This window comes from Paenibacillus vortex V453 (assembly GCF_000193415.1).
Lineage (GTDB): Bacteria > Bacillota > Bacilli > Paenibacillales > Paenibacillaceae > Paenibacillus_AQ > Paenibacillus_AQ glucanolyticus.
Genome location: NZ_ADHJ01000043.1, coordinates 1 through 23,525, shown reverse-complemented (window position 1 = coordinate 23,525; position 23,525 = coordinate 1). Strand labels below are relative to the sequence as shown.

Sequence of the window (23,525 nt, the reverse complement as noted above, 5' to 3'; positions counted from 1 at the left end):
TTATGTCTGAAGTTTGCCTTTGCACAGCACAGCACAGCATAGCGGCGGGGAGGAACGGTTCGTGTGCGGCGCGTAAAAGAGCCCATTTTATTTTACGGTTTACATTCCGTTTAAATACGGGTGTTACGATCCCCATATCATCAATAATGGATTGGAGGAAATAGAAGTGGAGCATGTATACAGAAAGAGAATGGAACCGAACAATGGAGACCTCGCTGTTGAAGCACATGGACTTGTCAAAACCTTTGGCAGCAATCGTGCAGTAGACGGTGTAAATTTGCAGGTGCGCGCAGGCACGATTTACGGCGTGCTTGGACCGAATGGTGCAGGCAAGACAACCACCATTCGGATGCTGGCGACCCTGCTGCGGCCGGATGCAGGTTCCGCCCGAATCTTCGGGCACGATGTGCTTGCGGAATCCCAGATCGTTCGTCAATTAATCGGGGTGACCGGCCAATACGCATCGGTTGACGAGTCGCTCAGCGCCACCGAGAATCTGATCATCTTCTCACGCTTGCTGGGACTGGGCCGTACAGAGGCACGGCGCAAGTCCGAAGAATTGCTGGAGGAATTCGGATTGACGGAGGCGGCGAAGCGGCCGCTCAAAAATTTCTCCGGCGGCATGCGCCGCAGGCTGGACCTGGCGGCAAGCCTCATTGCCCAGCCGCCGCTCATTTTTCTGGATGAACCGACAACGGGGCTGGACCCGCGCACGCGTTCACAGATGTGGGATACGATCCGCAGGCTGGTGAATACCGGATCAACTGTACTGCTCACGACGCAGTATCTGGAGGAGGCTGATCAGCTGGCTGACCGAATCGCCGTCATCGATTACGGCCGGGTGGTGGCCGAAGGTACGGGAGATGAGCTGAAAATGTCAGTGGGGACTTCGTCGCTGCATCTGACGGTCCAAAACCCGCTGGACATTGACAGGGCTCGTCATACCGTGGAACGGGTGCTGAAAGTCCATGTCAATGTGTCACCGGAAGCTGGAAAGATTACGGCGCCGATGGAGAGTGCGGACCTTGTTGCAGACCTGTTGATCGAGCTTCGCTCGGCGGGAATTGGCTTGTCCGAGATGAGTGTGCAGAAGCCGACCCTGGATGAGGTATTCCTGACGATTACCGGTCATGGAGTGAAAGAGGAGACGTCTCAAGCGTCCCGTGAATCCAATAAAACAGAGGTGACAACCGTATGAGCAGCACAATGATTAAGCCAGCTAAGGAGCGGCAGCTGAAAAACCACACAAGTCTCGGTCAGACGCTGCGAAACTCATTGACGATGGCCTACCGGGGGCTGCTGAAGATTCGGCGCACGCCCGAGCAATTGTTCGACGTAACGCTCCAGCCTATTATTTTCACCTTGATGTTTACCTATATTTTTGGCGGTGCGATCTCTGGCGACGTATTGAGTTATTTGCCTGTCATCATTCCGGGGATCCTCGTTCAGACCGTGATTACGACCTCCGTTGTGACCGGGGTTCAACTGCGCGAGGATATGGATAAAGGGGTGTTCGACCGATTCAAGTCGCTGCCTATTGCGCGGATTGCTCCGCTTGCCGGAGCCCTGCTGGCAGATACCGTCAGGTATACCATAGCAACGGTGCTTACCTTTAGCATGGGATATGTTATGGGGTACCGTCCCGAAGGGGGCCTTGGCTACGTTGCTCTCGCGGCGCTGCTGGTAATTTTGTGTTCATGGGCAATCAGTTGGATATTTGCTTTCTTCGGTGTCATTGCACGTACGGCCTCAAGCGTACAGGGCATATCCATGATTGTGCTGTTCCCGCTCACGTTTCTCTCCAATGCGTTCGTTCCGGTAGATACCATGCCGGGCTGGCTGCAGTGGTTTGTGAACATCAATCCGATCTCGCATCTGGTTACGGCTGTGCGGGATCTGACCAACTCCGGGATTGTCGGATGGGATCTCGCGATATCGTTGATCGGCGCTGCCGTCATTGTAGCTATCTTTGCTCCGATTACGGTACGTGCATATATGCGCCGCACGTAAGAGCAGCAGTTGAACAACCGGACTTTCATTCAGGTTTGCCGCCTGTGTAAGACTACCTATGCGAACGCTGGTTGACATCGATTTATTATTTCACTATACTGTCTGTAATCTTATAAACGACATGCGTTGAAAGAGCCCAGTAGCAGCTTGGTCCCTGTTCTAGAAAGCCGGGGGTTGATGGAACCCGGTACACACCAAGCTGGCGAATTACACTCTGGAGTATCTCGGGTAATGCCGAGCGGAAATGGCGAACGAATATCTCGCCTGATGAGCGGCATGAACGGCGCGCAGCAGCAGCTGGCGGTCCAATTGTGCAATCTGGGTGGTAACACGGTTATTAATCGTCCCTATGTCTATAACAGACAAGGGGCGATTTTTTGTTTTTTTCAACGAGGATGGACGTTTCGTAATAAGGATATTAATGAATTGAAGGGGTGTTAATGCTGTGAATATTATCGATGAACTTGAATGGCGCGATGCCATCAACCAACAGACGGATGCCGAAGGCCTCCGGGAGCTTACGAATGAAAAATCAATCTCGCTATACTGCGGCGTAGACCCAACGGGCGACAGCATGCATATCGGCCATCTGATTCCCTTTATTATGCTGAAGCGTTTCCAGCTTGCCGGTCATCGCCCGGTCATTCTGATCGGTGGCGCAACCGGCACTATCGGGGATCCAAGCGGACGTCAAACCGAGCGCTCGCTGCAAACGCTGGAGCAGGTTCAGGCCAACGTGGATGCACTGACCGGGCAAATGAAAAAGCTCTTTGTGACGGAAGGCGACAATCAAATTCGCATGGTCAACAACTACGACTGGACGCATAAGATTAGCATTATCGAATTTTTACGAGATTTCGGCAAAAACTTCAGCATCAACTCCATGCTGGCGAAGGACGTTGTGGCGAGCCGCCTCGACAGCGGCATTTCCTTCACGGAATTCACTTATACAGATTCTGCAGTCCGTGGACTACCTGCATCTGTTCCAGCATGAAGACGTGCAGCTGCAAATCGGCGGCTCGGACCAATGGGGCAACATTACAAGCGGTCTTGATCTGATCCGGAAAAAAGAAGGCTCCGAGGCGAAAGCATTCGGTCTCACGATTCCGCTGATGCTGAAAGCCGATGGCACGAAATTCGGCAAAACCGCCGGTGGCGCGATATGGCTGGATCCGAACAAAACCACGCCATTTGAGTTCTACCAGTTCTGGGCGAACACCGATGACCGTGACGTCGTGAAATACTTGAAGTACTTTACGTTCTTGAGTAAAGAGCAAATCGACGAGCTGGCCGAGAAGGTGCAGAGCGAGCCGCATAAACGCGAAGCACAAAAAATGCTGGCAGAGGAAATGACGAAATTCGTGCACGGCGAGGAAATGCTGGAGCAAGCCAAGCGCATTACCGCAGCCCTGTTTACGGGCGATATCCAATCGCTTACGGCCGAAGAGATCGAGCAGGGCTTCAAGGAGATGCCAACATTTGAAGCGACGCAGGAGCCGAAGAATATCGTTGACTGGCTCGTGGATCTGGGCATCGAGCCTTCCAAGCGGCAAGCTCGCGAGGACATCACGAAAGGCGCAATCTCCATGAACGGCGAGCGCGTCAGCGACCTGGAACATGAGGTTACGGCTGATCAAGCGATCGGCGGGCGTTTCATCATCATCCGCAAAGGAAAGAAAAACTACAGCTTGGTGAAAATGTCCTAAACTTGAAAAAACCGCTCAACACAGATCATTGTGTTGAGCGGTTTTTTTACGATGGAAGTTGTTGTGTCTTCATAGGATAATAGCTTTAACAACGAAGGAGGGAATCATGAATATGCAGCTATACACGGAGTTATGCCAACGGTTCGGAATCCGCTACCCGGTCTTTCTGGCTGGAATGGCCGGAGGGCCGTCAACGGCTGAGCTGGTTGCCGCCGTATCGGATGCAGGCGGGCTTGGAACGCTGGGCGCAGCCTATATGGAGCCGGCCGCCATTCGTCAAAGCATTCAGGATATCCGCAAGCTGACGGATAAGCCCTTTGCCGTGAATCTCTTTGCTTCTACTGCCACTCAGGCTTCGGATAACTTGGATCGAATCGGAGAAGTCCAGCATGAGCTGAACCGGATGCGGGAAACGCTGGGCATTCCTCAAGCGGGTGCGGATCAGGTGGCAGCTCCCGATTGGTTTGAGAAGCAATTCACGGTTCTGCTTGAAGAGAAGGTGCCTGTCATCAGCACTGCATTCGGCATTCTGCCTGAACCTCTCATGCGGCAGGCAAAAGCGGCCAACCTGCTGGTGGTTACGATGGTAACGACGGTAAACGAAGCGTTGATGGCGGAGCAAGCGGGCTGTGATGCCATTGTTGCCCAAGGCAGCGACGCAGGTGGACATCGAGGAACGTTTGATCTGACAGAGCACCCGATGGGTGCGAATATCGGGACATTTTCCCTGGTACCGCAAATTGTGGATCAGGTGAAGATACCGGTAATTGCTGCGGGAGGCGTTATGGATGGACGCGGGCTTGTTGCCTCGCTTGTTCTTGGAGCGCAAGGCGTCCAGATGGGGACGCGATTTTTGACGGCACTGGAATCGGGGGCTCATGAGGTTTACAAGCAGGCTCTGCTGGAGAGCACGGAAGAGAGCACAGTCATTACCCAAGCGTTCTCGGGACGGCCAGCCAGAGGAATACGCAATGCCTTTATCAGGCGTTGGGATGCCACTGGTTTAGAGCCGCTTCCGTTTCCCGTGCAGAATACGGTGACCCGCGATATCAGAAACGCCGCCAACCGCCAAAATAATCCGGACTATATGTCATTATGGGCAGGGCAAGGGACAAGAAGGCTGACCTCCGGACAGAGGGCCAAGGCTATCGTATACGAGACCATTCAGGAAGCGCTCTCCCTATGCGGGTCAAGCGAAATCACCGATCCGCATGAATGAGGATGACCGCTGCCGGGTTGTTAAGCTAGTCTAACGACAGGCCACCTGAGGACGAATTCCCGGGGGGCCTGCCAATTCTTTTTAGAATCCGTAAGTATCTCCGCCTTCACCGTTCCACGTCATCTCAACAAAGGAGGATGGACTGGCAGCAGATGCGGTTTTGGAGCCGGAAGCATATAGACCTCCAGCCACGCCGGACATGGTGTAGTCGGAATATAATGTGTTGGTGGTATGGTTCGTATAAATCATCGCACCCGCGATGTTGGAAGCAGTGACGTTCTTCAGCTCCAGCTTGTTTCCACGCCATGGAATCGCGTTGTGAATTCTCATATCATGCCTCCTGCAAGAATGATTCGTCCATCGTCAACGGCAGGACCATCCAATCTCTTTCATCATCACCCTTTACGAGTTTTTGGTTTTTTAGGTATAATCCTATCTAATATTTTTTCAGATATCAAGGACAAGAGATACATAATATGTAAAAAGTTTATAAAAATGCCAAGTGGGATGATGAAGGGCGTATGAAGAGGAGCGTTGTCATCAAGGCGGAGCATGATAACGGCGGAGGTCGTTAGGTTTAATTACCGTAGGCAGCTTATTAGATTAGAGACAAAGAGGCTAATTCTAGCGATCTGCGTTCACATAGGATAAAACGAAGTCGTGTTTAAGGAATAAGAATGAAGAGCTGCTCCAGCAGAGGGTCGGCTTTTCTCTCGGCTGGCAGGGAATGAGTAGGCACATCAACAGTAGATGCAGCATGGGAGATATTTCTGAACCTGTGTTTTTTGTGATTTATAATGGAAGTGAAATGAATGAATCCTGAAGGGGAGGAGTACTGAATACGATGTCTAAGGCTGATAATATGCTGGCGATTCTATGGCTCTTAAAGGCACGAAGAAGAATGACGGCCAAACAGCTGGCGGAGGAACTTGACGTACATATTCGAACGATATACCGGAATATCGATGCCCTCTGTATTTCCGGCATGCCGATCGTTTCCGAAATCGGACGCGATGGGGGTTACTTCATCCCTGATCCTATCAAGCTTGCGCCCCTGTTTTTTGATGCCGATGAACAGAAGGCACTGCTTCACGCCGCTGCATTCGCACGGGAAGCGGGTTATCCTTCCGAAGCTCCACTCAGTCGAGCTCTTTCCAAAATCAAGCGGCATACGAATCCGGAGCAGCTGGAGCGTCTAACGCGCCGTGAAAATAGCATCGAGGTCATCCAACCGCCTACAGCTCCCGTGCTTATGTCCATGCTTGCCGCGATTGAAGCTGGCATCGACCAGCAATGCCGTCTCCAGATCAACTATAAGACAGGGTATGATGGTACCATACATACACGTATCCTGGATCCATATGGGCTTGTCCATTGGAAGAGCAAATGGTATACGGTGGGTTATTGCCACCTGCGGGGTGAAATACGCAGCTTTCGCGTCGATCGTATGAGCGATATCCGTTGTACCGTTGACTCCTTTGTCCGTCCGGAGCCGTTCTCCGCCCGTGAGTTTTTGTTGGAGGGATTGCTGGCAGAGCAGGGTTCTGATAACAACCCGCATGGGGTGTCCGTGCACATACAAGGTGTCCCCCAAGCTATTGACGATTTATGTCAGCATTGGCTGCTCGGTCATGTACTGCAGGAGAGGACAGCAGATCATGCGGTGTTCAGGCTGGACGAGCTTACGCTATACACCCAGGTAGCCTATTATCTCCTATCATTCGGGGGGAGGATTCGAATCATGGAGCCCGAAGAATTGAAATTAGGCATGATCGACATTACGGAATCCTTGTTGAAACATTATCAATCCCAATGATAAAAGACTGACCTTCTATGTCAGTTTTTGCGTTATATAATGAATTCCATAAGGCAGCGTTAGGAGGAGATTAGGGTGGCAGGGGCTATTTTTAGACAAGATGTGTTACAGGCAACGGGACGCTCGTGGGAAGACTGGGTCGCCAAACTTGGGCAGGAAATGGACCAGCTATGGTCTCATGAACAGATCCGAAATCATATCTGCGCGTTGGATCAGGTGTCAGAGGAGTGGGGTGAATGGATCACCGTCATGTACGAACAGCTCATGGGCCGGATTCCTGTTGGATTTTCCAAAGACGCAGGCGTGCAGATCGGCGTTAGAAAAACGATGGCCATGACGAAGGAGCAAGCTTGGGACTTCCTCACATCGCCGGAAGGTCTGGCGCTATGGATAGGGGATGTACCTTCGATAGAGTTTCGGGTAGGGCATGAATATGAGTCGAAGGAAGGCGTGTCCGGCAAGATTACGGTGGTCATCCCCTATCATAAACTGCGTTTGACATGGAAGTGCAAGGCGTGGGATAACCCGTCCCGGCTGCAAATCTACGTACTATCTACGAATAGCGGTAAAACCACCATCGCGATTCATCAGGAAATGCTGGAAGACGTCTATATGCGAGAGGTGATGAGGCGTTACTGGAACGAGGTACTGACAACGATTCAACAACATAGGGAGGTGGCAGGATGAATCGATTCAGTCATATGGACCTGCGAGTGAATTCGTGGGAACAAGTTAGTCTGTTTTATGACAAGCTGCTGCATGAACTGGGTTTCACCATCACCTATCATTCCGAGCAATGGAACGTATTTGCAGCACAAGGGGAGCTTCCAAGTGTTCCTTATTTTGCGATAACGGAGGATCCCGAACATCAACCGAATGACAATCTGATCGGGTTCTGGGGGAAAGATCCGGCTGAAGTTGATCATATCGCAGAGGTTGTGAAGCAGTATGGGGGAACCATTAACAGCGGGCCAGGGTTATTCCCGATCAGTCCGACCTATTATGCCGTTTATTTTGAAGATCCCTGCGGCAACAAGTATGAAATGGTCCATAGGTTGAATTAATTTGGCTGCGGGCAAGGGCATGAACACAAGTGCGATGATGACGGTGGTAATGGGTTAACGCTAATGCTAACGGGCAAAGACCACAGTTAACAGTAAGCTGCCAACGGCAAAGAGTAAGCAGTAGCAGTGAGCAGTCAGAAGTAAACAGTAGACAGTAAGCAGTAGCAGCGAGCAGTAACAGTAGCAGTAGCAGTAAGCGGTAACAGTAACAGTAGCAGTAGCAGTAGCAGTAAGCAGTATGTGTAGTAGCAGTAAGCAAGTAACAGTAAGCGTGAATAGCCAATAGTAACTGTAGCAGTAACTCTAGAGTCAAAAGTAAGCATTAACAGCAAACAGTAACAACAAGCAAAAACCGTAAACAAGCCAATAGCATGAAGTAAAAGTCAACAGTACAATAACGGTAACAGTAACAGTAACAGTAACAGTAACAGTAACAGTAAACAGTAGAGCTACTAAACAATAAGTAAAGGCGGAGACAAGGATGCGATAAGGCGAGCGTTGAATTCGACCGGCATGGTCAAGGTGCTGGAGCAATGAACGCGACGAAGACAGCGGTGAACGACTAACAATCACGCCCAACCGCTAACGCACAGACCAAAGACTACAGAACACAGAAACCTTTGCTAACTGTCACTCGTCAACCCCAACCGCTAAATGCCAACCGCCAAATGGCAAATGCGAGAGCTGCCCAGTAAATGTGAGGACAGAGGTTCCGCTATTTCGTCCCATGTAGTTGTATATGGTCAGTTTGAGGACACCAGATCCGTTATTACTTAAAAAATGGCGATATTTAGTGATGTTTTAAGCAAATAACGGATCCTGAGTCCGGAAATTCTCAAAAACAGGTCAGTTTTCTCATAATAACGGATTCTGTGTCCAGTTTAGTATAGGCTCATCCAGAGTCGTGAGGCAACGCAGGTGCAATGCGAAACGAGAAGCCGCACAAGAGGCATGAAAGAAGCGCTGCTGACGAGGAGCGAAGTCCTCGACACGCCAGAAGTGCTTGAAGCAGCAAGCGCCCTCAATGCCCTCAATGAAGGAAATGCCGCAATGCCCAAAATGCCAGAAATCCTTAAAGCCCCCGAAAAAATGTCCGAAGTACCCGGAATGCTCGAAACGCTCAAAATCCTCGAAACGCTCGAAATTCTCGGATTGTCCGAACCCTCGAGATCCCCCAGATACCAGAGGTTCATGGTGGTTTCGATTACTAGGATTACTGGGAGCAACACACACCCTGCCTGGCAACCAACCAACAGGTGGCGCTACTGGATGTGGCTGCCCGCAAAGTACTGCTGCATAACCCCTTAATCATAAACGGAGTTTATAGGTGCGAGCTCGTCGTTCCCCGCTTGCAACGTCTAGTATTTGGAGCTCGACCAGCCTATGCAACAGGCGCCTTGTGTGTCTGTCGCTGACCCTAAGGTGATCAGCGAGTTCCAACGGGGTGATCGGACGCAGAAGCCTTCGCGTAAACCGGACAGCTTCCGCCTCAAGCCAAGTCAAGGTCGCAGGGACATCCGATGCAATAAATCGACCGACAAAAGACAATACGAGCTGCTGGCATTGTTTTGGCTCGTCGACGATGGAGGGGTAGGCGATCGGAAGAAAGGTCCAGCCATCCAAGGCCAATAAGCAGTGACGTCGGCATAAATCCTTGAACCTTCTGACGTCAAGATCGCGGGCATGCGGTCCATATCCTTGGATTTCGATTCCTCCTCTTGCCCCGCCAGGCATATAAGCCAAGTCCAAATAACGATAACCATTACTGAAATCACGTACTTCCCACTCTGGATACAAATCATTGAAATTACCGATCGCCGGAAACCATATCGAGCGCAGGAATTCGATTGTTCCATGACCTAATCCTTTATGAAAGGATTTCGAGTCTGCGCGGTATTTTTTTCATTTAGGGTATTTGTTTGCATCCAAGACTCATATTGCTTATCAAAACGTGACATGAATCGGTCTACCCCCTTTGGGTTGTTTAATAAAAACAAACATTAAAAAGCCGCCCCATACCCATGCAGCCCGATCACTTCATTCGGGTTACATCGTATGGAAGCGGCGTGTTCTTCACGTCCTCAGTAGGTATAGTATAACTCGCGGTTTTTGGGTTTAGCAACGGGTTCAGATTAAGATTCTCAGATCATGAACTTCTCTGCAAAGGTTCTAATCTTGTCCACGAAAATCCCCTTTAACGGATCCTCATTCTCTTTAGGCGCCGCATAAGCCTTATATCCGCCAAACGACTCCATACAAACGGCTGCTTTCTTGAGATCATTCGGAATATTCTCGTCCAGGATTTCCTCGGTTTTCCTAGGCTTCTCGTTACAAATAAAGTAGCCTATCTTCTTGTTTAGCAGCTCGCTATGATTCTTCTTAATAAAGTCGCGAAGCGGCTTATATATCTTTCCGTCTCTGACGCCCGCCCCCACAATAATGCTGTCGAATTCATCGATTGTCGGCTTCTCCGAGCCAATATCACAAATTGTACAATGGGGAAGCTGCTCCGATAAAAGCCGGGCACACTGCTCGGATGCTCCTGATTTGGTTGCATACACAACGAGTATTGACAAGGTTCATCACTCACTTTGATTTGGAAGATTTATATAACTGGTGATTGGCATATCAAAAAAAGAGATGTTGGAAACAAAGTTCCTTAATCGTCTGATATCTTGATTATCAAGATAAATTTATTGTAAATGTGAGGATAACGTTTGTCAACAAAACGGGATGTTAACAGATTCAAGATATGGATTATCAGCGGCAAAAAATAAAGCCGCACTCATAACGGAGCAATAACCCTACAAGAAATGAAGAAAGCCGATCCTATATCAGGGTCGGCTTTTTTGTGGATACATTTATATGTAGTTAAGGGTGTATAACTATTTATACAGTAAGGTGGAAGAGTGTCCAATTAATTAGAATTCGGTGCATCATCAAAGATTCAGCCGTTTCAGCTTGTTATACAATGTAGCTCTTGAAATGCCAAGTTGTTTAGCCATGCTCAGCTTGTTACCGTTAACGGCTGCTAATGCCTGGGATAACAATTTCCGTTCGTAATCGTCGAGCGCGGCTTGAAACGCATCTCCGGTGATGGGGGAAGTGTTCATATTGTTGGAATCATGGGCTGGGACGGGCAGCTGTTTGAAGCCAGAGTAAATGTTGTCAGGCAAATATTCGCGCCGGATCTCACCATCGGTGGAGAATATCACCAGTCGCTCTATGGTGTTGCGCAATTCTCTGATATTGCCCGGCCAGTCGTACCGCAGCAGATCTTCTAACACATCGGGAGCAATAGACTGGATGTGCCGGCCGTAAATAAGCGAGAATTCATGTAAAAAGGATTGCGTCAATTCGTAAATATCTTCTTTGCGTTCACGCAAGGAAGGAATCTCGATAGACACTACGTTCAGTCGATAGTACAGGTCCTCACGAAAGCTGCCTTCGGCAATCATCTGTTCCAGATTACGGTTGGTTGCTGCGATGATACGGCAGTCGGTCCGCTTCAGCTGTGTGCCGCCAACGGGAAAATAACTGCGCTCTTGCAGCACACGAAGCAGCTTGACCTGCATTTCCAGCGGCATTTCCCCGATTTCATCGAGGAACAATGTACCGCCGCTCGCGAGTTCTATTTTTCCTTTTTTGCCTTTGGGGTCCGCTCCCGAGAACGCTCCCCGCTCATAGCCAAACAACTCACTCTCGAACAAGGCAGCCGGAATGGCTCCGCAGTTGATGGCGATATACGGAGCGCTGCTCCCTTCACGGGAATCGTGGATGGCTTTGGCGAAGAGCTCTTTCCCGGTGCCGCTTTTTCCTTGAATGAGAACCGTCGCTTTGGTTGTACTGATCTTACGGATGGTATCGATGCTATTCTTGATGGTTCGGCTAGTTCCTTTGATATGCTGGAAAGGGTCGCTGGAAGGGCTGAGCATGGCGACTTCCTTCTGTAAATGATGGACTTTGGTTGTCATCTGGATCAGTTCCTGATGGAGTCTCATTTGTGTAGTCAGATCGGATTCTGCCGCTACAGCGCCAATGATCTGATCATCTAAGGTGATGGGGTTGGAATTAATGAGGACAAACATATCCTGGCGAGGCCGATGCTGCATTTTATGCGCCGATTCGCCGGTTTTGAGTGTTCGGAGCGACTGCAAACGGTCCGCTTGGAAAAAATCCGAAGCAGGCTTCCCGATAATCTCGTCCCTGCGAATGGAGAAGATGTGCTCCGCGCCGGATGTCCAGACAGCCACATGGCCTTCCTCGTTGATGAGTGTAATTGCGACATCGGGATTAAGCGTTTCCAAAGTGGTGGAGAAATAGGCCTCCAGATGGCGAAACGCTTGCAGCGCAGCTTCGATCACATCGCTTGATGAGATGTAGCCAACGGGTGTGCCGTCACGTTCCACAATCGCCAGAGGGGCCGCTCGGAATGCTTGCGCAATACTTTGTATAGACTCATCTATATTTACAGCAGCAACATCCATTACACAGGGCTGATCAAGAATTTTGGCATGGGCTTCGAATTGTAGCAAACCATAACGGCCCTGACCGTCCTCCAAGAAGACAGGAACTCCGGCCGCCTCGTGTTGACCGTTCTCAAGCTCTGACAGGCTGGACAGATGAATCATGCTGTAATCCGTACGGATAAGGCATTCCAGACTAGGCAAAACATGTTTCATTCCGGTGCCCCCTATATATGAATACATTTTATCTTGTTTGTATTAATAGGGCCATTATACCCAGCCTGATTTTCAGTGTAAATATTATTTGAACATATTGCTGAGAACCATCCACAGATTGGCCGGTTTCTCGGCCAGTCGCCGGGTGTAGTAGGGGTACCACATCGTGCCATAAGGCATATAACAGCGGATGCGGTAGCCCTCTTTGGCTAATTCCGCCTGATCCGTCATCCGCAAGCCGTAGAGCATTTGGAACTCAAATGCATCGGCGGTGATGCCATTTTCCTTGGCGTAGGCTTTGACCCAATTTATGATTCTATCATCATGTGAGGCAATCGCTGTATATACGCCTCTGTCCAAATGCATCCGGATGATCCGTTTGTAATTGTCGATGACCTCATTCATTTGCTGATAGGCAATCGATGCCGGTTCATTATAGGCTCCCTTTACAAGCCGAAGATTGACTTTAGCATCAATCAATTGATTAACATCTTCCACTGTGCGATGCAGATATGCCTGGATGACGGTGCCCACATTGTTCAGACCCTCTGCATGCAGCCGGAGCACAATATCAATCGTGGCTTGGGTAAAAGGAGAATCTTCCATATCAATTCGGATGAAATTGTTGTGTTGTTTAGCTTGGCGTACGATCGAGCGGATGTTATCGTAACAGACTTGCGGGTCGAGGGCCAATCCCATCTGCGTCGGCTTCAGCGATACATTGGAGCTCACTTTCCGCTCAGCGATGCCCTCCACAAGCCTGATATATTCTTCCCGGTATGCTGCAGCTTCGTTTAGGTGCGATATACCTTCTCCCAAATGATCCAGCGTCACCATGATTCCCTTGCCATTCAGGTGCTCAATTTCGTCCAGTGCCTCAGCGAGTGTGTCGCCTGCAATAAATTTACCTGCCAATTTCCGGCCGTATTTAATGGCAAGTTTCTCGACCAAACGGTTGCCGGATACCGACAACAGTGTTTTGCGATAAAGTTCAATGCGATCCAAAGGTTACTCCTCCTTACAAGAGCTTGATTAGTGTAATAAAAATACGGAATCGACATATTCTTAAGCAAAAAATGTGCCAAATATCATGGAGTTTGAACTTGGCACGATAATTGCTTGTATTCTTTGAATGAGAAAGCGATATCTAAAACAAATGGTGAGAGGATGGTTGTTCGATATGAGAACCGAGTTTAAGAATGAGGCATTTGTGAATTTTAAGGAAGAAAGAAACCACGAATTATATGAGCAGGCGCTAAAAAAAGCAGAGGCTGAACTAGGCAAAGAGTACCCGCTCATCATTGGCGGCGAGAGAATTACAACGGACCGTACAGCCCTTTCCATAAATCCGGCCAATCATTCGCAGGTGATTGGCATTGTCTCGCAAGCGGATGCCCAGCTTGCAGAGAAAGCGATCCAAGTCGCGGCAGCGACATTCGAGACATGGAAGCGCACCGATCCGAATGAACGCGCAAGGTATCTGTACCGGGCAGCAGCCATTCTGCGCCGGCGCAAGCATGAATTCTCGGCCATCATGACCTTCGAGGCCGGAAAGACCAGAGTAGAGGCTGATGTGGAAACGGCGGAAGCCATTGATTTCCTGGAATTTTATGCACGGGAGATGCAGCGGCTCAGTCTGCCTCAGCCGTTAACGGCAAGTGCCGAGGAAGAGAATGAGCTGTATTATATCCCGCTTGGAGTTGGTATCGTTATTCCGCCTTGGAATTTTCCGCTGGCCATAATGGCAGGTATGACTACAGCAGCTCTTGTTACCGGCAATACCGTTGTCCTAAAGCCGGCAAGCACTACGCCGGTGATTGCAGCGAAATTTATGGCCTTGCTGGAAGAGGTGGGTCTTCCACCCGGTGTTGTCAATTACCTCCCGGGTCCCGGCGGTGAGGTAGGGGACTACCTGGTCGACCATCCGCTTACAAGATTCATCAGCTTTACTGGTTCCCGGGATGTCGGTCTCCGAATTAATGAACGAGCTGCCAAGGCTAATCCGGGACAAAAGTGGATCAAGCGGGTCGTGGCCGAGATGGGCGGCAAAGATGCCATCGTTGTGGATTCCGAAGCTGATCTGGATCTGGCAGCGGATATGATAACAATGTCCGCATTCGGGTTCTCCGGGCAAAAGTGCTCTGCTTGTTCACGCGCCATCATCCATGAAGACGTATACGACACGGTACTGGAACGGGTAGTGGAGCGTGCGAGTCAGTTGAAGATGACAAACCCGGCACATGCAGATGCCAATCTGGGGCCGGTTATAGATGAGAAAGCATATAATAAAATACTGGAATATATTGAAATTGGCAAGCAGGAAGGGCGTTTGGTGCTCGGCGGCAGTACGGGTGACTCGAACGGCTATTTTATCGAGCCTACCATCTTCGCAGATGTGGCTGCGGATGCCCGAATTTCACAGGAAGAGATCTTTGGACCAGTCGTAGCGTTCACAAAAGCGGCGTCGTTTGACGAAGCCATACAAATTGCAAACGGAACCGATTATGGTTTAACAGGGGCTGTCATCTCGCGCAATGGCGCTAACCTGGAGAAAGCCAGACGTGAGTACCACGTCGGGAATTTATATTTCAACCGCAAGTGCACAGGGGCTTTGGTTGGAACTCATCCGTTCGGCGGATTCAATATGTCGGGTACGGATTCCAAGGCAGGGGGCCGGGATTATCTGCTGCTGTTTACTCAAGGCAAGCTGGTTTCTGACCGGTTTTAATGAGACTTTCTGTAACATTCAACTTTCAATATTCAATGTTCATTGCAAACCAAATTAAGTATAGTAGAGGAAAAAGATCGTAGGATGCAGTTTGAGCTGACCCTGGAGGAAGGGGGAGATGAGTTGTTAAACTATTCATTGGTGCAGGATCAACGTACGACTCTGACTGTAACACCTGAATTGAAGCAGTCGATTCATATTTTGTCATTGTCAGGTTATGAGCTTTTGCAATATTTGCAGGAACAGGCGATGGAGAACCCGGTCCTTGAGATTGAAGCTGGGCGTGATGGGTATCTATATCGCAAGAAACGCGGAGCAAGCAGCGGCAGCATTGCGTATGAACAAGATCCGTTGTGGAATGTGAAGTCGGCGCAAGAATCCATGGAGACAAGGCTGCAGAATCAGCTCCGTCTCCTCTCCCTTCCAACCGATGTGTACCGGGTTGCTGCCTTTTTGGCGGGGAATCTTAATGATGACGGGTATCTGGATGCGGAGTTGTCAGACCTCGGAGGAGTGTTGAAGGTTTCTGATGATCTTCTGGAGGCAGCGCTTCATCAGCTGCAATCTCTGGAGCCAGCAGGAATAGGCTCCAGGAGTTTGCAGGAATGCCTGCTGCTGCAAATCGCGCGGGACCCGGAACCTGTTCCGTATGCGGAAGAAATCGTGGATGGGTATTTACCGCAGCTGGCCGATGGAAGTTTCGATCAGATCGGCCTTTCTTTACGAATCAGCAAGGAGCAGGTGAGCAGGGCTTCACAGTATATCCGCAGCCTGAATCCGCGTCCGGGGTTATCGATGAGCATTCCAGAACGACATTATATTGTTCCTGATGCTGTAGTCCGCTGTGTAGGGGATGGTTGGACGGTTACAATGCACCCGTATGCCCACCCCAGGCTTTCCGTGAATAAGGAATGCCGGGAGTGGATCAAAATCAGGCATACGGCCGAAGCGGACTCCTATTTAAACCATTGTTTTAATTCGGCGCGTTGGATTGAACGCTGTATCGAGATGCGGAAGCTGACCCTGATGAGGGTAGTAACGGCGATGATGGAGGAACAACAGGAATTTCTGACGAGAGGTGTGAGAGGTCTTCGGCCGATGAATTTGCTTACCATCTCCAGCATGTTGGATATGCATGAATCCACAGTCAGCCGGGCAATTCACGACAAGTTCGTGCTTACTCCGCAAGGAGTGTTTCCTTTGAAATTTTTTTTCGCACCAAGGATAGCCACAGCGGACGGAAGCGGGGCATCCTCGCGCAGCGTAAAGCTGAGGATCAGGGAACTTGTCGATGCCGAGAACAAGAGCAAGCCGCACTCCGATCAGACCATCGTTGAGCTATTATTTGCAGAAGGAATACAGTTATCGCGCAGAACGGTGACCAAGTACCGTGAAGAATTGAAAATCTTGTCCTCAACCTATCGGAGGCGGAGATGATAAAGGGTGTTTAGCATGTTGGCCCCGAGCCTTTGGAACAGAACTGAAGGGGCTCCCGAAAGGGATGCTGGGCAATGGAGCACGATTTTCTTCCGTGGTTCTAGTCTCTGTTGAACACTGCGCTATGATTCATCTTTAAAAAAAGCGGCGCAGGGAGTATTCCTGCGCCGCTATTTCATTTCAATTGCCGCTGTAGTTACCCCTATCAGGGGATATTTAGCGGAAGACTGGGCTGGAAGAATTCGAGCTTCCCCTGGCACCCAGCGTGAAGGATTGGATTCCGTTGATAAGCAAGCTCAAGGACTCCATCACATTGTAGATGATAATGGGCGGGATAGCGTTTCGATCCGGCATGCCGATTTCGGCTGCGAGGCTGATGCTGTGGTCGAGTCCCATGACCTGAAAGGCAGATTGGCTTAGGGATACGGCCTTTTCGTGTACGATGCCGTTGGCCGGATGGATATCGATCTGCTCCAACGAAGCACCGAGGCGAATGTCGCTGCATAACTTGGACAGGTTAACAGCCAGGCCTTTTAGTGCGGAAGAGAGCTCAACAACAACATGATAAGATGGTTCTCCGCTCTTGGAAGCAAACAGCTCGATTTGGGTTAGCTCCTGTAAATGGGAGGTGGCTCTCTCGTTAAATCCGGAATGATGATCAGGCTGTCTGCCCATGGCTGCCGAATTCAAGCAGATGGTATTCATCTGCGAGACGGCTTTGTCCAGTCGTGTCATATCGCTTTGAATGCACTGGCCATAATCCTCGAATTGGCGGCTGAGCCATAGCGGAGCACCGGAATGATACATAGAAATTTCTGGCGTTTGGAGCTGGTCGAGGGGTTCCTTTTTATACAATAATTCGGTTATCAAATCCTGCAAGGACTTGATTAAATCCTGTGTGAGCCGATAAGCTGCGATCTGAAGAGAAGCCGACATGACCCCGTTTGACGTCTGACCTAAATTCGCGTGCAGCTCAGGATTGACAACACTATAGTTTCCTTTATCTTCAAGCAGGAATTCCAGGGCGCGGTTGGCCAGTATTTCATTCATATTGGTGTTCAGAATATCCCCGGATGCGCTTTGCGAATAATCGGCGATGAAGTGCTTCGAATGTTTACCCCTCAATATCTCCTCTGCTGCCTGTACAATGAGGTTGCCGATTCGTTGAGGCAGCGCACCGATTTCCAGATTTGCTTTTGCAGCCGCGATTTTAACATTAGCCATGGCTGCGATAAACGCTCGGTGAACGGGCGTTCCGGCAGTCGGATAAACTTCGGCGGCTCGCAGTGTTTGAATCCCATAGTAAGCATAGGCAGGTACCTCTACAGCCCCTAATTCGTCTTGTTCGATTCTTATCATCATGATCATGATCCCTCCGCAAGTTTGGTGATAACCTTGACTTGAACTTATGAAGATTAAACAAGCAATTTCTGTACCAACAATCACGGATGTAATTAAAAAAATTAACTTAAGTCCGGTTAGGTGATGGAATCGTATAACGAAAGCGGATTGCTCGGATCTTGTGTGTGCTCATTGAGGACAAACGGTGTACTATGGGGCGATTTGGCGGCACCAGGCAGTAACCGCCTCTCTGTGAATACAGAGGGTGGTTTTTGTATTATTTTAATATGACGTCATAAATAATAATTTTACAACAAATATGCTATTATATATTGCGCATTATTTATTTATATTGTACATTAATTGCGTAAGAAGGATATATAAAGCGCATAATTGGAGGGATGAAATGAATCCGGGAATCGGTATAAGCGGAATGGGGAGAATCGGCCGGTTATTGATCAGGAAGCTGATGGCTGAGCATTCAACTCAACTGAAGGCGATTAACAGCATGCATCCCATTGAGACCATCGCCCATTTGTTGAAATACGATTCGATTCATGGGACGTGGGATGCTGCGATATGGGGAAAGGACGATGCCCTTATCATTAATGGGCATTCCATACAGGTGATATATGAGCCTGATCCATCGCGCATACCATGGCAAGCCCTTGGCGTGGAGATCGTCATTGATGCGACTGGAAAGTTCAACAACCGTGAGAGTGCAGAGCAGCATAAGGCGGGAGGCGCATCAACGGTGATCATCTCCGCACCGGGAGACCGAATGGATCTGACGGTTGTCATGGGGGTCAACGACCATCAGTATCATCCCCGGAAGCACACTCTGCTGTCGGCGGCATCCTGTACAACGAACTGCTTGTCTCCCGTATTGTTTATTTTGGATCAGGCGTACGGTGTGGAGCGGGGATGGATGACCACCATTCATTCCTTCACCTCGGACCAGAGGCATCTCGATAATCCCCACAAGGATTTGCGAAGGGCCAGGGGCTGTACGCAATCCATTGTTCCGACTTCGACAGGTGTTGGCAAATCGTTGATCGATGTGCTTCCCCATCTGTCCGGCTGCGTTGAGGGAACCTCCATCCGAGTTCCAACGCAGGACGTATCCCTGATTGATCTGACCCTGCGGGTCTCAAAAGAGATGACAACGGAGGATGTACAGGGCGTGCTGCGTGAAGCGGCAAGAGGTGCTTTTTCGGCATATGTGGATTACACGGAGGAACCGCTTGTATCTGCCGATTTTATAGGAAACGACAAGTCAGCGGTCATAGATGGCTTAACGGTAAGCGCATCTGATGGATTTATTAAATTAATGGCTTGGTATGACAATGAGTGGGGATATGCAAGCAGAGTTATAGACTTAACCCATCTGGTACAAGAGAGGATGAGTGAAGCATGAACGATTCCGTTAAACAAATGAATATGGGTGTCATCTTATGCAGACATTGCAACGCTCAAGTCGATACAGTGGATACGGATCGGATTGCCACCTTCTATGGTGTATGCGATCAGCCGGAGTGCCGGGAGCTGCACAGCCGTTTGGATGTACCGGGAGTTGTCATGGACGAAGAATAACGATATGAAGAGGCTGAAATGGGAGGAATTACGGTGAACGCAAATCGTAAAATGAACACACGGATGGCCAGCCTGCATGTGGAGACATCTCGAAGAAACCTGCCGGTTGTCAAACTTGTGGAGGCAGCTCTTTCTCAAGGAGAGGGGAAGCTTAGCTCCGCAGGCGCTCTGCAAGTTTTGACTGGAAAGTATACTGGACGTTCACCGAAGGATAAATTTATTGTTAGAGAAAGCGAAACGGAAGACCATATTGCTTGGGGCGGAGTCAACCAGGCACTGACTCCGGAACAATTCGATTCGCTATATGAGAAGATGATGAATTACATGGAGTATCGCAGGTTATTCGTTTTTGACGGATATGCCGGGGCAGACCCCGATTATCGATTGCCGATTCGAATCGTTAACGAGCACGCATGGCAGAGCCTGTTTGTCCGCCAATTATTCATACGGCCCTCGGCGGCAGAATTACAGTCCCACGAACCCGAATTTACTGTTTTGGCGATGCCTGGTTTGAAAGCGGATCCCTTTACGGATGGTACGAATTCCGAGACCTTCATTGCGATATCCTTCGCAAGAAGGACGGTGCTCATCGGGGGAACCCACTATGCAGGTGAGATGAAGAAATCCATCTTCAGTGTGCTGAACTATCTGCTGCCATTCCGCGGCGTCATGCCGATGCACTGCTCGGCCAATATCGGGGAGGCGGGAGACACGGCTTTGTTCTTCGGGTTATCGGGGACAGGCAAAACGACGTTGTCCGCTGATCCGAACCGCAGATTGATCGGAGATGACGAGCATGGCTGGTCCGACAAAGGCGTATTTAATTTTGAAGGCGGATGTTATGCCAAATGCATTGGGCTGACGCAGACGAATGAGCCCCAGATCTGGAATGCGATCCGATTCGGCTCTGTTCTGGAGAACGTGTCCATCGATGCTGTATCAGGCGAAGCCGATTACAACGATAAGGCATTGACGGAGAATACGCGGGCGGCGTATCCGATTGATTATATCCAAGGCGCGGTGATACCGGGAGTGGCCGGTCATCCCAAGGTCATTATCTTTTTAACCGCAGATGCCTCCGGTGTGCTTCCTCCCGTATCGAAGCTTACGAAGGAGCAGGCCATGTATCATTTCTTGTCGGGATACACCTCCAAGCTGGCAGGTACGGAGCGCGGCGTCACGGAGCCTGAAGCCACGTTCTCGGCATGTTTTGGCGCCCCGTTCCTCCCCCTTCAGCCGAATGTGTATGCAGAAATGCTCGGGAACAACATCACGAAGCACGATACCCGCGTCTATCTCGTCAACACAGGGTGGAGCGGCGGTCCGTACGGGATCGGCCAACGGATGAACCTGTCATACACAAGAGCTATGATTACAGCTATTATAAATGGAAGTATCGAGAACACCTCGTTCATTCCCCAGCCAGTGTTTGGCGTATGGATTCCAGCCGCTATTTCCGGAGTCCCGGAAGAGCTGCTAGACCCGAGGAACGTATGGACAGATAAGGACGCGTATGACCGTGGAGCGAGAGAGCTTGGGAGGTTATTTGCTCAAAATTTCGAGAAATTTCGTGACATACCAGACGCTATCAAGCTAGCCGGACCGCGGCTATAGCGGTAGCTCGGCAAGTTAAACCCGGAAAACGTCACCACATGAAGTGGTGCGTTTTTTGGTTATGTGGAACATGCTGCAGACCGCCCATTTCGATCTGAGCGACAAGTCCATGTATAATGAAATGAGGTAGGTACAAGAGCAGCCGAATTCATTATTTTATCAAGGAGACCTAAGAATGAAGAATTATATTATATTTGGCGCAAGCAAAGGGCTGGGAGACGCCTTTGTCAAAGGCCTTCCCCAAGCGGGAGATCGGGTTTGGGTGGTATCCCGAAGCAGACCGGGCAGTTTGGATATGGAGGATGGGGTCCAGCGAAAATGGGTCCAAGCCGATCTCTCACAGCCGAAGGCCGTTCAAGAAGTGGCAAATTCCTTACAGCATGAGAAACTGGATGTGTTGATATATAACGTTGGGATATGGGAAAAAGAAGGTTTCGAGGATCACTATAATTTTGATGAGGATGACCCTGCGGAGATTGCTAACATCATACATGTGAACATCACCTCTACGATAACCTGCATGCAAGCGCTGCTGCCGAATCTGCGCAAATCCGAAGCAGGCAAAATCATTATGATTGGCTCCACTGCCGGCTTGGATCATACGAACAATGCCCAAGTCTCTTTTGTGGCATCCAAATTCAGTTTGCGCGGCATTACCCATGCTCTGCGGGAGCATGTCCGCAAAGACGGGATAGCGGTTACTTGCATTAATCCGGGCGAGCTTGCAGCCGAGATCCCCTATGAAGATGGGGCGGAGAAGGCCATATCCGAATACGGGGGCACCCGAATCCCGGTTCAAGATATCGTCTCGCTTGTCCGGTGCGTAGTCGGTTTATCGAAGGCGGCATGTGTCAAAGAAATTAATGTGCCGGCGATAACGGATTTAAACGCATAGAATGATTGTAAGGGATTTTACAGAATAATTTTACATGCTACATATTTGAAGCACGCCGAATAGGCGTGTTTTTTCATGTGAAAAGCGTTACCGCAAGCAGTCTATTCGATTGTTGAGGGAACCGTCTTCATCGAAAGAATTGGTATTGGTATAGTCCGTTCCATGGAAAGTGGCACTTAATAGGTCTATCCCTATCATGCTAAGATGGAAACTACCCCTACACTGAAGTTCGGTCTGACAACGTTGGGTTCATTCCTATTTGTATTCGATTGGAGGTCGTTAAGTTGAACATATTTGTAGCCGGCTCCACAGGAGTCATTGGGCAATTACTGCTTCCCAAGCTCGTTCAGGCAGGTCACGAGGTTGTAGGAATGACACACAACCCTCAGCGTAAGAAGTTCATTGAATCCTGGGGAGCCAGGGGCGTTGTCGCAGATGCCTTTGATCGGGAAGGGATGATAGCTGTAATCGAGGACATACGCCCGGATGTGGTCATTCATCAGCTCACTTCATTAAGCGAATGGAACCTCGAGGATAATGCGAGGATTCGCATGGAGGGAACACGCCATTTGGTGGAAGCTGCTCAGGCTGCAGGTGTTAAGCGAATGATTGCTCAAAGCATTTCGTGGGCCTATGAGCCCGGGGATTACCCCGCCACCGAAGAGGTATCCCTGGACATTCATGCACCTGCGCCGCGCAAGACTACGATCGACGGCATCGTTTCGTTGGAACATGCTGTCGCACAACTGCCAAATCACGTCATTCTACGGTATGGCATGCTGTATGGCCCTAACACATGGTACGATGCCAAGGGGAGTGTGGCGGAAAAGGTAGTGCATCGAGCGCTCCCGTCAACGGACGGGGTTACGTCATTTCTTCATGTTGAGGATGCGGCGAATGCTGCCCTGCTGGCACTGGATTGGCCGATAGGTCCGGTAAACATTGTTGATGACGAGCCTGCGGCTGGAACGTTGTGGCTGCCGGTGTATGCGGATGCGCTGCAAGCACCTACTCCTGAATATCAAGCGGGGAGCCGTCGTGGCGAACGCGGTGCTTCGAATGCCAAAGCTCGGAAGGAGTACGGCTGGGAGCTGCTCTATCCAACGTGGCGATCAGGTTTTGCGCATGCGCTGGAGTGAGAACGTAGCGCCTCTCGTGCTGGCGTTACGCATATCGACATAGCCAAGGTAACGTGGGGTGTTCTGAACGAGACCAAACCAGATCTAACGGACATCACAGCCGTTATTCCTGCTGGAAAGGCCGCAATTCTAATGTAACGGACAGCAGAAGCGCTATATTGACTATTGAGCGCATTGGAGCTGTCCTTTTCCTTGAATAACGACGCCTGAGTCCGTTACCCATTGTAAATTGCAAATTTACCTCGAATAACGCCTACTCGGTCCGTTATCCATCTCGAAAT

Annotated in this window: 21 protein-coding genes and 1 pseudogene; 16 read left to right on the top strand and 6 right to left on the bottom strand. The window is 49.8% G+C overall.

The annotated features are described in order from the left end of the window. Positions 1–166: 166 nt before the first annotated feature. The 5 genes and pseudogenes from PVOR_RS23330 to PVOR_RS23310 all read left to right on the top strand — a co-directional run bounded on the left by PVOR_RS23330 (position 167) and on the right by PVOR_RS23310 (position 4,935). The gene (locus tag PVOR_RS23330) at positions 167–1,198 is read left to right on the top strand and encodes a daunorubicin resistance protein DrrA family ABC transporter ATP-binding protein (RefSeq protein ID WP_006211985.1); all 1,032 of its coding nucleotides are present in this window, start codon (positions 167–169) and stop codon (positions 1,196–1,198) included. After that, positions 1,195–2,010 carry a tetracycline efflux ABC transporter Tet(58) subunit B gene (gene tetB(58) / locus PVOR_RS23325; RefSeq protein WP_006211984.1) on the top strand — a complete coding sequence of 272 codons (816 nt, stop codon included), beginning with the start codon at positions 1,195–1,197 and terminating at the stop codon, positions 2,008–2,010. Before PVOR_RS23330 ends, tetB(58) begins: the two co-directional genes overlap by 4 nt. A gap of 231 nt (positions 2,011–2,241) precedes the next feature. After that, positions 2,242–2,451 carry a hypothetical protein gene (locus PVOR_RS23320; protein WP_006211983.1) on the top strand — a complete coding sequence of 70 codons (210 nt, stop codon included), beginning with the start codon at positions 2,242–2,244 and terminating at the stop codon, positions 2,449–2,451. 4 nt (positions 2,452–2,455) lie between these two features. Next, positions 2,456–3,716 (top strand): annotated as a pseudogene (tyrS, locus tag PVOR_RS23315) (tyrosine--tRNA ligase). A gap of 106 nt (positions 3,717–3,822) precedes the next feature. Beyond that, entirely contained in the window at positions 3,823–4,935 is a 1,113-nt protein-coding gene (locus PVOR_RS23310) for an NAD(P)H-dependent flavin oxidoreductase (RefSeq protein ID WP_040680917.1), read from the top strand. An 81-nt stretch (positions 4,936–5,016) separates the two neighbouring features. On the opposite strand, the gene PVOR_RS23305 is transcribed toward PVOR_RS23310, so the two are convergent. Then, entirely contained in the window at positions 5,017–5,265 is a 249-nt protein-coding gene (locus tag PVOR_RS23305) for a hypothetical protein (protein WP_006211980.1), read from the bottom strand. A gap of 514 nt (positions 5,266–5,779) precedes the next feature. On the opposite strand from PVOR_RS23305, the gene PVOR_RS23300 reads away from it, so the two are divergent. The 4 genes from PVOR_RS23300 to PVOR_RS23285 all read left to right on the top strand — a co-directional run bounded on the left by PVOR_RS23300 (position 5,780) and on the right by PVOR_RS23285 (position 9,123). Then, positions 5,780–6,751, top strand: a complete 972-nt coding sequence (locus tag PVOR_RS23300) for a helix-turn-helix transcriptional regulator (protein WP_006211979.1) — start codon at positions 5,780–5,782, stop codon at positions 6,749–6,751. A 75-nt stretch (positions 6,752–6,826) separates the two neighbouring features. Further along, entirely contained in the window at positions 6,827–7,438 is a 612-nt protein-coding gene (locus PVOR_RS23295; RefSeq protein WP_006211978.1) for an SRPBCC family protein, read from the top strand. Further along, positions 7,435–7,815: a VOC family protein gene (locus tag PVOR_RS23290; protein WP_006211977.1), complete on the top strand. Its 381-nt coding sequence runs from the start codon at positions 7,435–7,437 to the stop codon at positions 7,813–7,815. Before PVOR_RS23295 ends, PVOR_RS23290 begins: the two co-directional genes overlap by 4 nt. A gap of 951 nt (positions 7,816–8,766) precedes the next feature. Continuing rightward, a complete protein-coding gene (locus tag PVOR_RS23285; protein ID WP_006211976.1) occupies positions 8,767–9,123 on the top strand; it encodes a hypothetical protein in 357 nt (118 codons plus the stop codon). On the opposite strand, the gene PVOR_RS29890 is transcribed toward PVOR_RS23285, so the two are convergent. The 4 genes from PVOR_RS29890 to PVOR_RS23265 form a co-directional block, all read right to left on the bottom strand. After that, a complete protein-coding gene (locus PVOR_RS29890) occupies positions 9,124–9,612 on the bottom strand; it encodes a transcriptional regulator (protein WP_327196582.1) in 489 nt (162 codons plus the stop codon). Between the two features lie 344 nt (positions 9,613–9,956). After that, positions 9,957–10,391: a flavodoxin domain-containing protein gene (locus tag PVOR_RS23275; protein ID WP_006211973.1), complete on the bottom strand. Its 435-nt coding sequence runs from the start codon at positions 10,389–10,391 to the stop codon at positions 9,957–9,959. Between the two features lie 363 nt (positions 10,392–10,754). After that, positions 10,755–12,497: a sigma-54-dependent Fis family transcriptional regulator gene (locus PVOR_RS23270; RefSeq protein ID WP_006211972.1), complete on the bottom strand. Its 1,743-nt coding sequence runs from the start codon at positions 12,495–12,497 to the stop codon at positions 10,755–10,757. A gap of 84 nt (positions 12,498–12,581) precedes the next feature. Further along, positions 12,582–13,502 carry a proline dehydrogenase family protein gene (locus tag PVOR_RS23265; RefSeq protein ID WP_006211971.1) on the bottom strand — a complete coding sequence of 307 codons (921 nt, stop codon included), beginning with the start codon at positions 13,500–13,502 and terminating at the stop codon, positions 12,582–12,584. Positions 13,503–13,677: 175 nt separating this feature from the next. On the opposite strand from PVOR_RS23265, the gene pruA reads away from it, so the two are divergent. Both pruA and rpoN read left to right on the top strand, forming a co-directional pair. Further along, positions 13,678–15,225 carry an L-glutamate gamma-semialdehyde dehydrogenase gene (pruA, locus tag PVOR_RS23260; RefSeq protein WP_006211970.1) on the top strand — a complete coding sequence of 516 codons (1,548 nt, stop codon included), beginning with the start codon at positions 13,678–13,680 and terminating at the stop codon, positions 15,223–15,225. 84 nt (positions 15,226–15,309) lie between these two features. Continuing rightward, positions 15,310–16,662: an RNA polymerase factor sigma-54 gene (rpoN, locus tag PVOR_RS23255; protein ID WP_006211969.1), complete on the top strand. Its 1,353-nt coding sequence runs from the start codon at positions 15,310–15,312 to the stop codon at positions 16,660–16,662. Between the two features lie 216 nt (positions 16,663–16,878). Here rpoN and PVOR_RS23250 read toward each other — a convergent pair whose 3' ends face one another. Beyond that, complete coding sequence (locus PVOR_RS23250) at positions 16,879–18,024, bottom strand: lyase family protein (RefSeq protein ID WP_006211968.1); 1,146 nt, start codon at positions 18,022–18,024, stop codon at positions 16,879–16,881. Between the two features lie 385 nt (positions 18,025–18,409). Between PVOR_RS23250 and gap the strand changes: the two genes are divergently transcribed. The 5 genes from gap (at position 18,410) to PVOR_RS23225 (ending at position 23,244) form a co-directional block, all read left to right on the top strand. Beyond that, positions 18,410–19,420: a type I glyceraldehyde-3-phosphate dehydrogenase gene (gene gap, locus PVOR_RS23245; RefSeq protein ID WP_006211967.1), complete on the top strand. Its 1,011-nt coding sequence runs from the start codon at positions 18,410–18,412 to the stop codon at positions 19,418–19,420. Then, positions 19,417–19,596, top strand: coding sequence for a GapA-binding peptide SR1P (locus PVOR_RS23240; protein ID WP_006211966.1), 180 nt, complete (start codon positions 19,417–19,419; stop codon positions 19,594–19,596). Before gap ends, PVOR_RS23240 begins: the two co-directional genes overlap by 4 nt. An 18-nt stretch (positions 19,597–19,614) precedes the next feature. Next, positions 19,615–21,210, top strand: coding sequence for a phosphoenolpyruvate carboxykinase (ATP) (pckA, locus tag PVOR_RS23235; RefSeq protein ID WP_006211964.1), 1,596 nt, complete (start codon positions 19,615–19,617; stop codon positions 21,208–21,210). Positions 21,211–21,385: 175 nt separating this feature from the next. After that, positions 21,386–22,105 (top strand): SDR family oxidoreductase, encoded by a 720-nt coding sequence (locus PVOR_RS23230; protein ID WP_006211963.1) that lies wholly within the window; start codon positions 21,386–21,388, stop codon positions 22,103–22,105. 284 nt (positions 22,106–22,389) lie between these two features. After that, the gene (locus PVOR_RS23225) at positions 22,390–23,244 is read left to right on the top strand and encodes an NAD-dependent epimerase/dehydratase family protein (protein ID WP_006211962.1); all 855 of its coding nucleotides are present in this window, start codon (positions 22,390–22,392) and stop codon (positions 23,242–23,244) included. Positions 23,245–23,525 lie beyond the last annotated feature (281 nt).

Bases quoted from the DNA above. Each gene is read 5' to 3' on its own strand.
- PVOR_RS23285 (WP_006211976.1), top strand. From the start codon at position 8,767: ATGAAAGAAGCGCTGCTGACGAGGAGCGAAGTCCTCGACACGCCAGAA.
- PVOR_RS23300 (WP_006211979.1), top strand. From the start codon at position 5,780: ATGTCTAAGGCTGATAATATGCTGGCGATTCTATGGCTCTTAAAGGCA.
- PVOR_RS23310 (WP_040680917.1), top strand. From the start codon at position 3,823: ATGAATATGCAGCTATACACGGAGTTATGCCAACGGTTCGGAATCCGC.
- PVOR_RS23270 (WP_006211972.1), bottom strand. From the start codon at position 12,497: ATGAAACATGTTTTGCCTAGTCTGGAATGCCTTATCCGTACGGATTAC.
- PVOR_RS23320 (WP_006211983.1), top strand. From the start codon at position 2,242: ATGCCGAGCGGAAATGGCGAACGAATATCTCGCCTGATGAGCGGCATG.
- gap (WP_006211967.1), top strand. From the start codon at position 18,410: ATGAATCCGGGAATCGGTATAAGCGGAATGGGGAGAATCGGCCGGTTA.
- PVOR_RS23290 (WP_006211977.1), top strand. From the start codon at position 7,435: ATGAATCGATTCAGTCATATGGACCTGCGAGTGAATTCGTGGGAACAA.
- pruA (WP_006211970.1), top strand. From the start codon at position 13,678: ATGAGAACCGAGTTTAAGAATGAGGCATTTGTGAATTTTAAGGAAGAA.
- PVOR_RS23230 (WP_006211963.1), top strand. From the start codon at position 21,386: ATGAAGAATTATATTATATTTGGCGCAAGCAAAGGGCTGGGAGACGCC.
- pckA (WP_006211964.1), top strand. From the start codon at position 19,615: ATGGGAGGAATTACGGTGAACGCAAATCGTAAAATGAACACACGGATG.
- PVOR_RS23250 (WP_006211968.1), bottom strand. From the start codon at position 18,024: ATGATGATAAGAATCGAACAAGACGAATTAGGGGCTGTAGAGGTACCT.
- PVOR_RS23240 (WP_006211966.1), top strand. From the start codon at position 19,417: ATGAACGATTCCGTTAAACAAATGAATATGGGTGTCATCTTATGCAGA.
- rpoN (WP_006211969.1), top strand. From the start codon at position 15,310: ATGCAGTTTGAGCTGACCCTGGAGGAAGGGGGAGATGAGTTGTTAAAC.
- PVOR_RS23305 (WP_006211980.1), bottom strand. From the start codon at position 5,265: ATGAGAATTCACAACGCGATTCCATGGCGTGGAAACAAGCTGGAGCTG.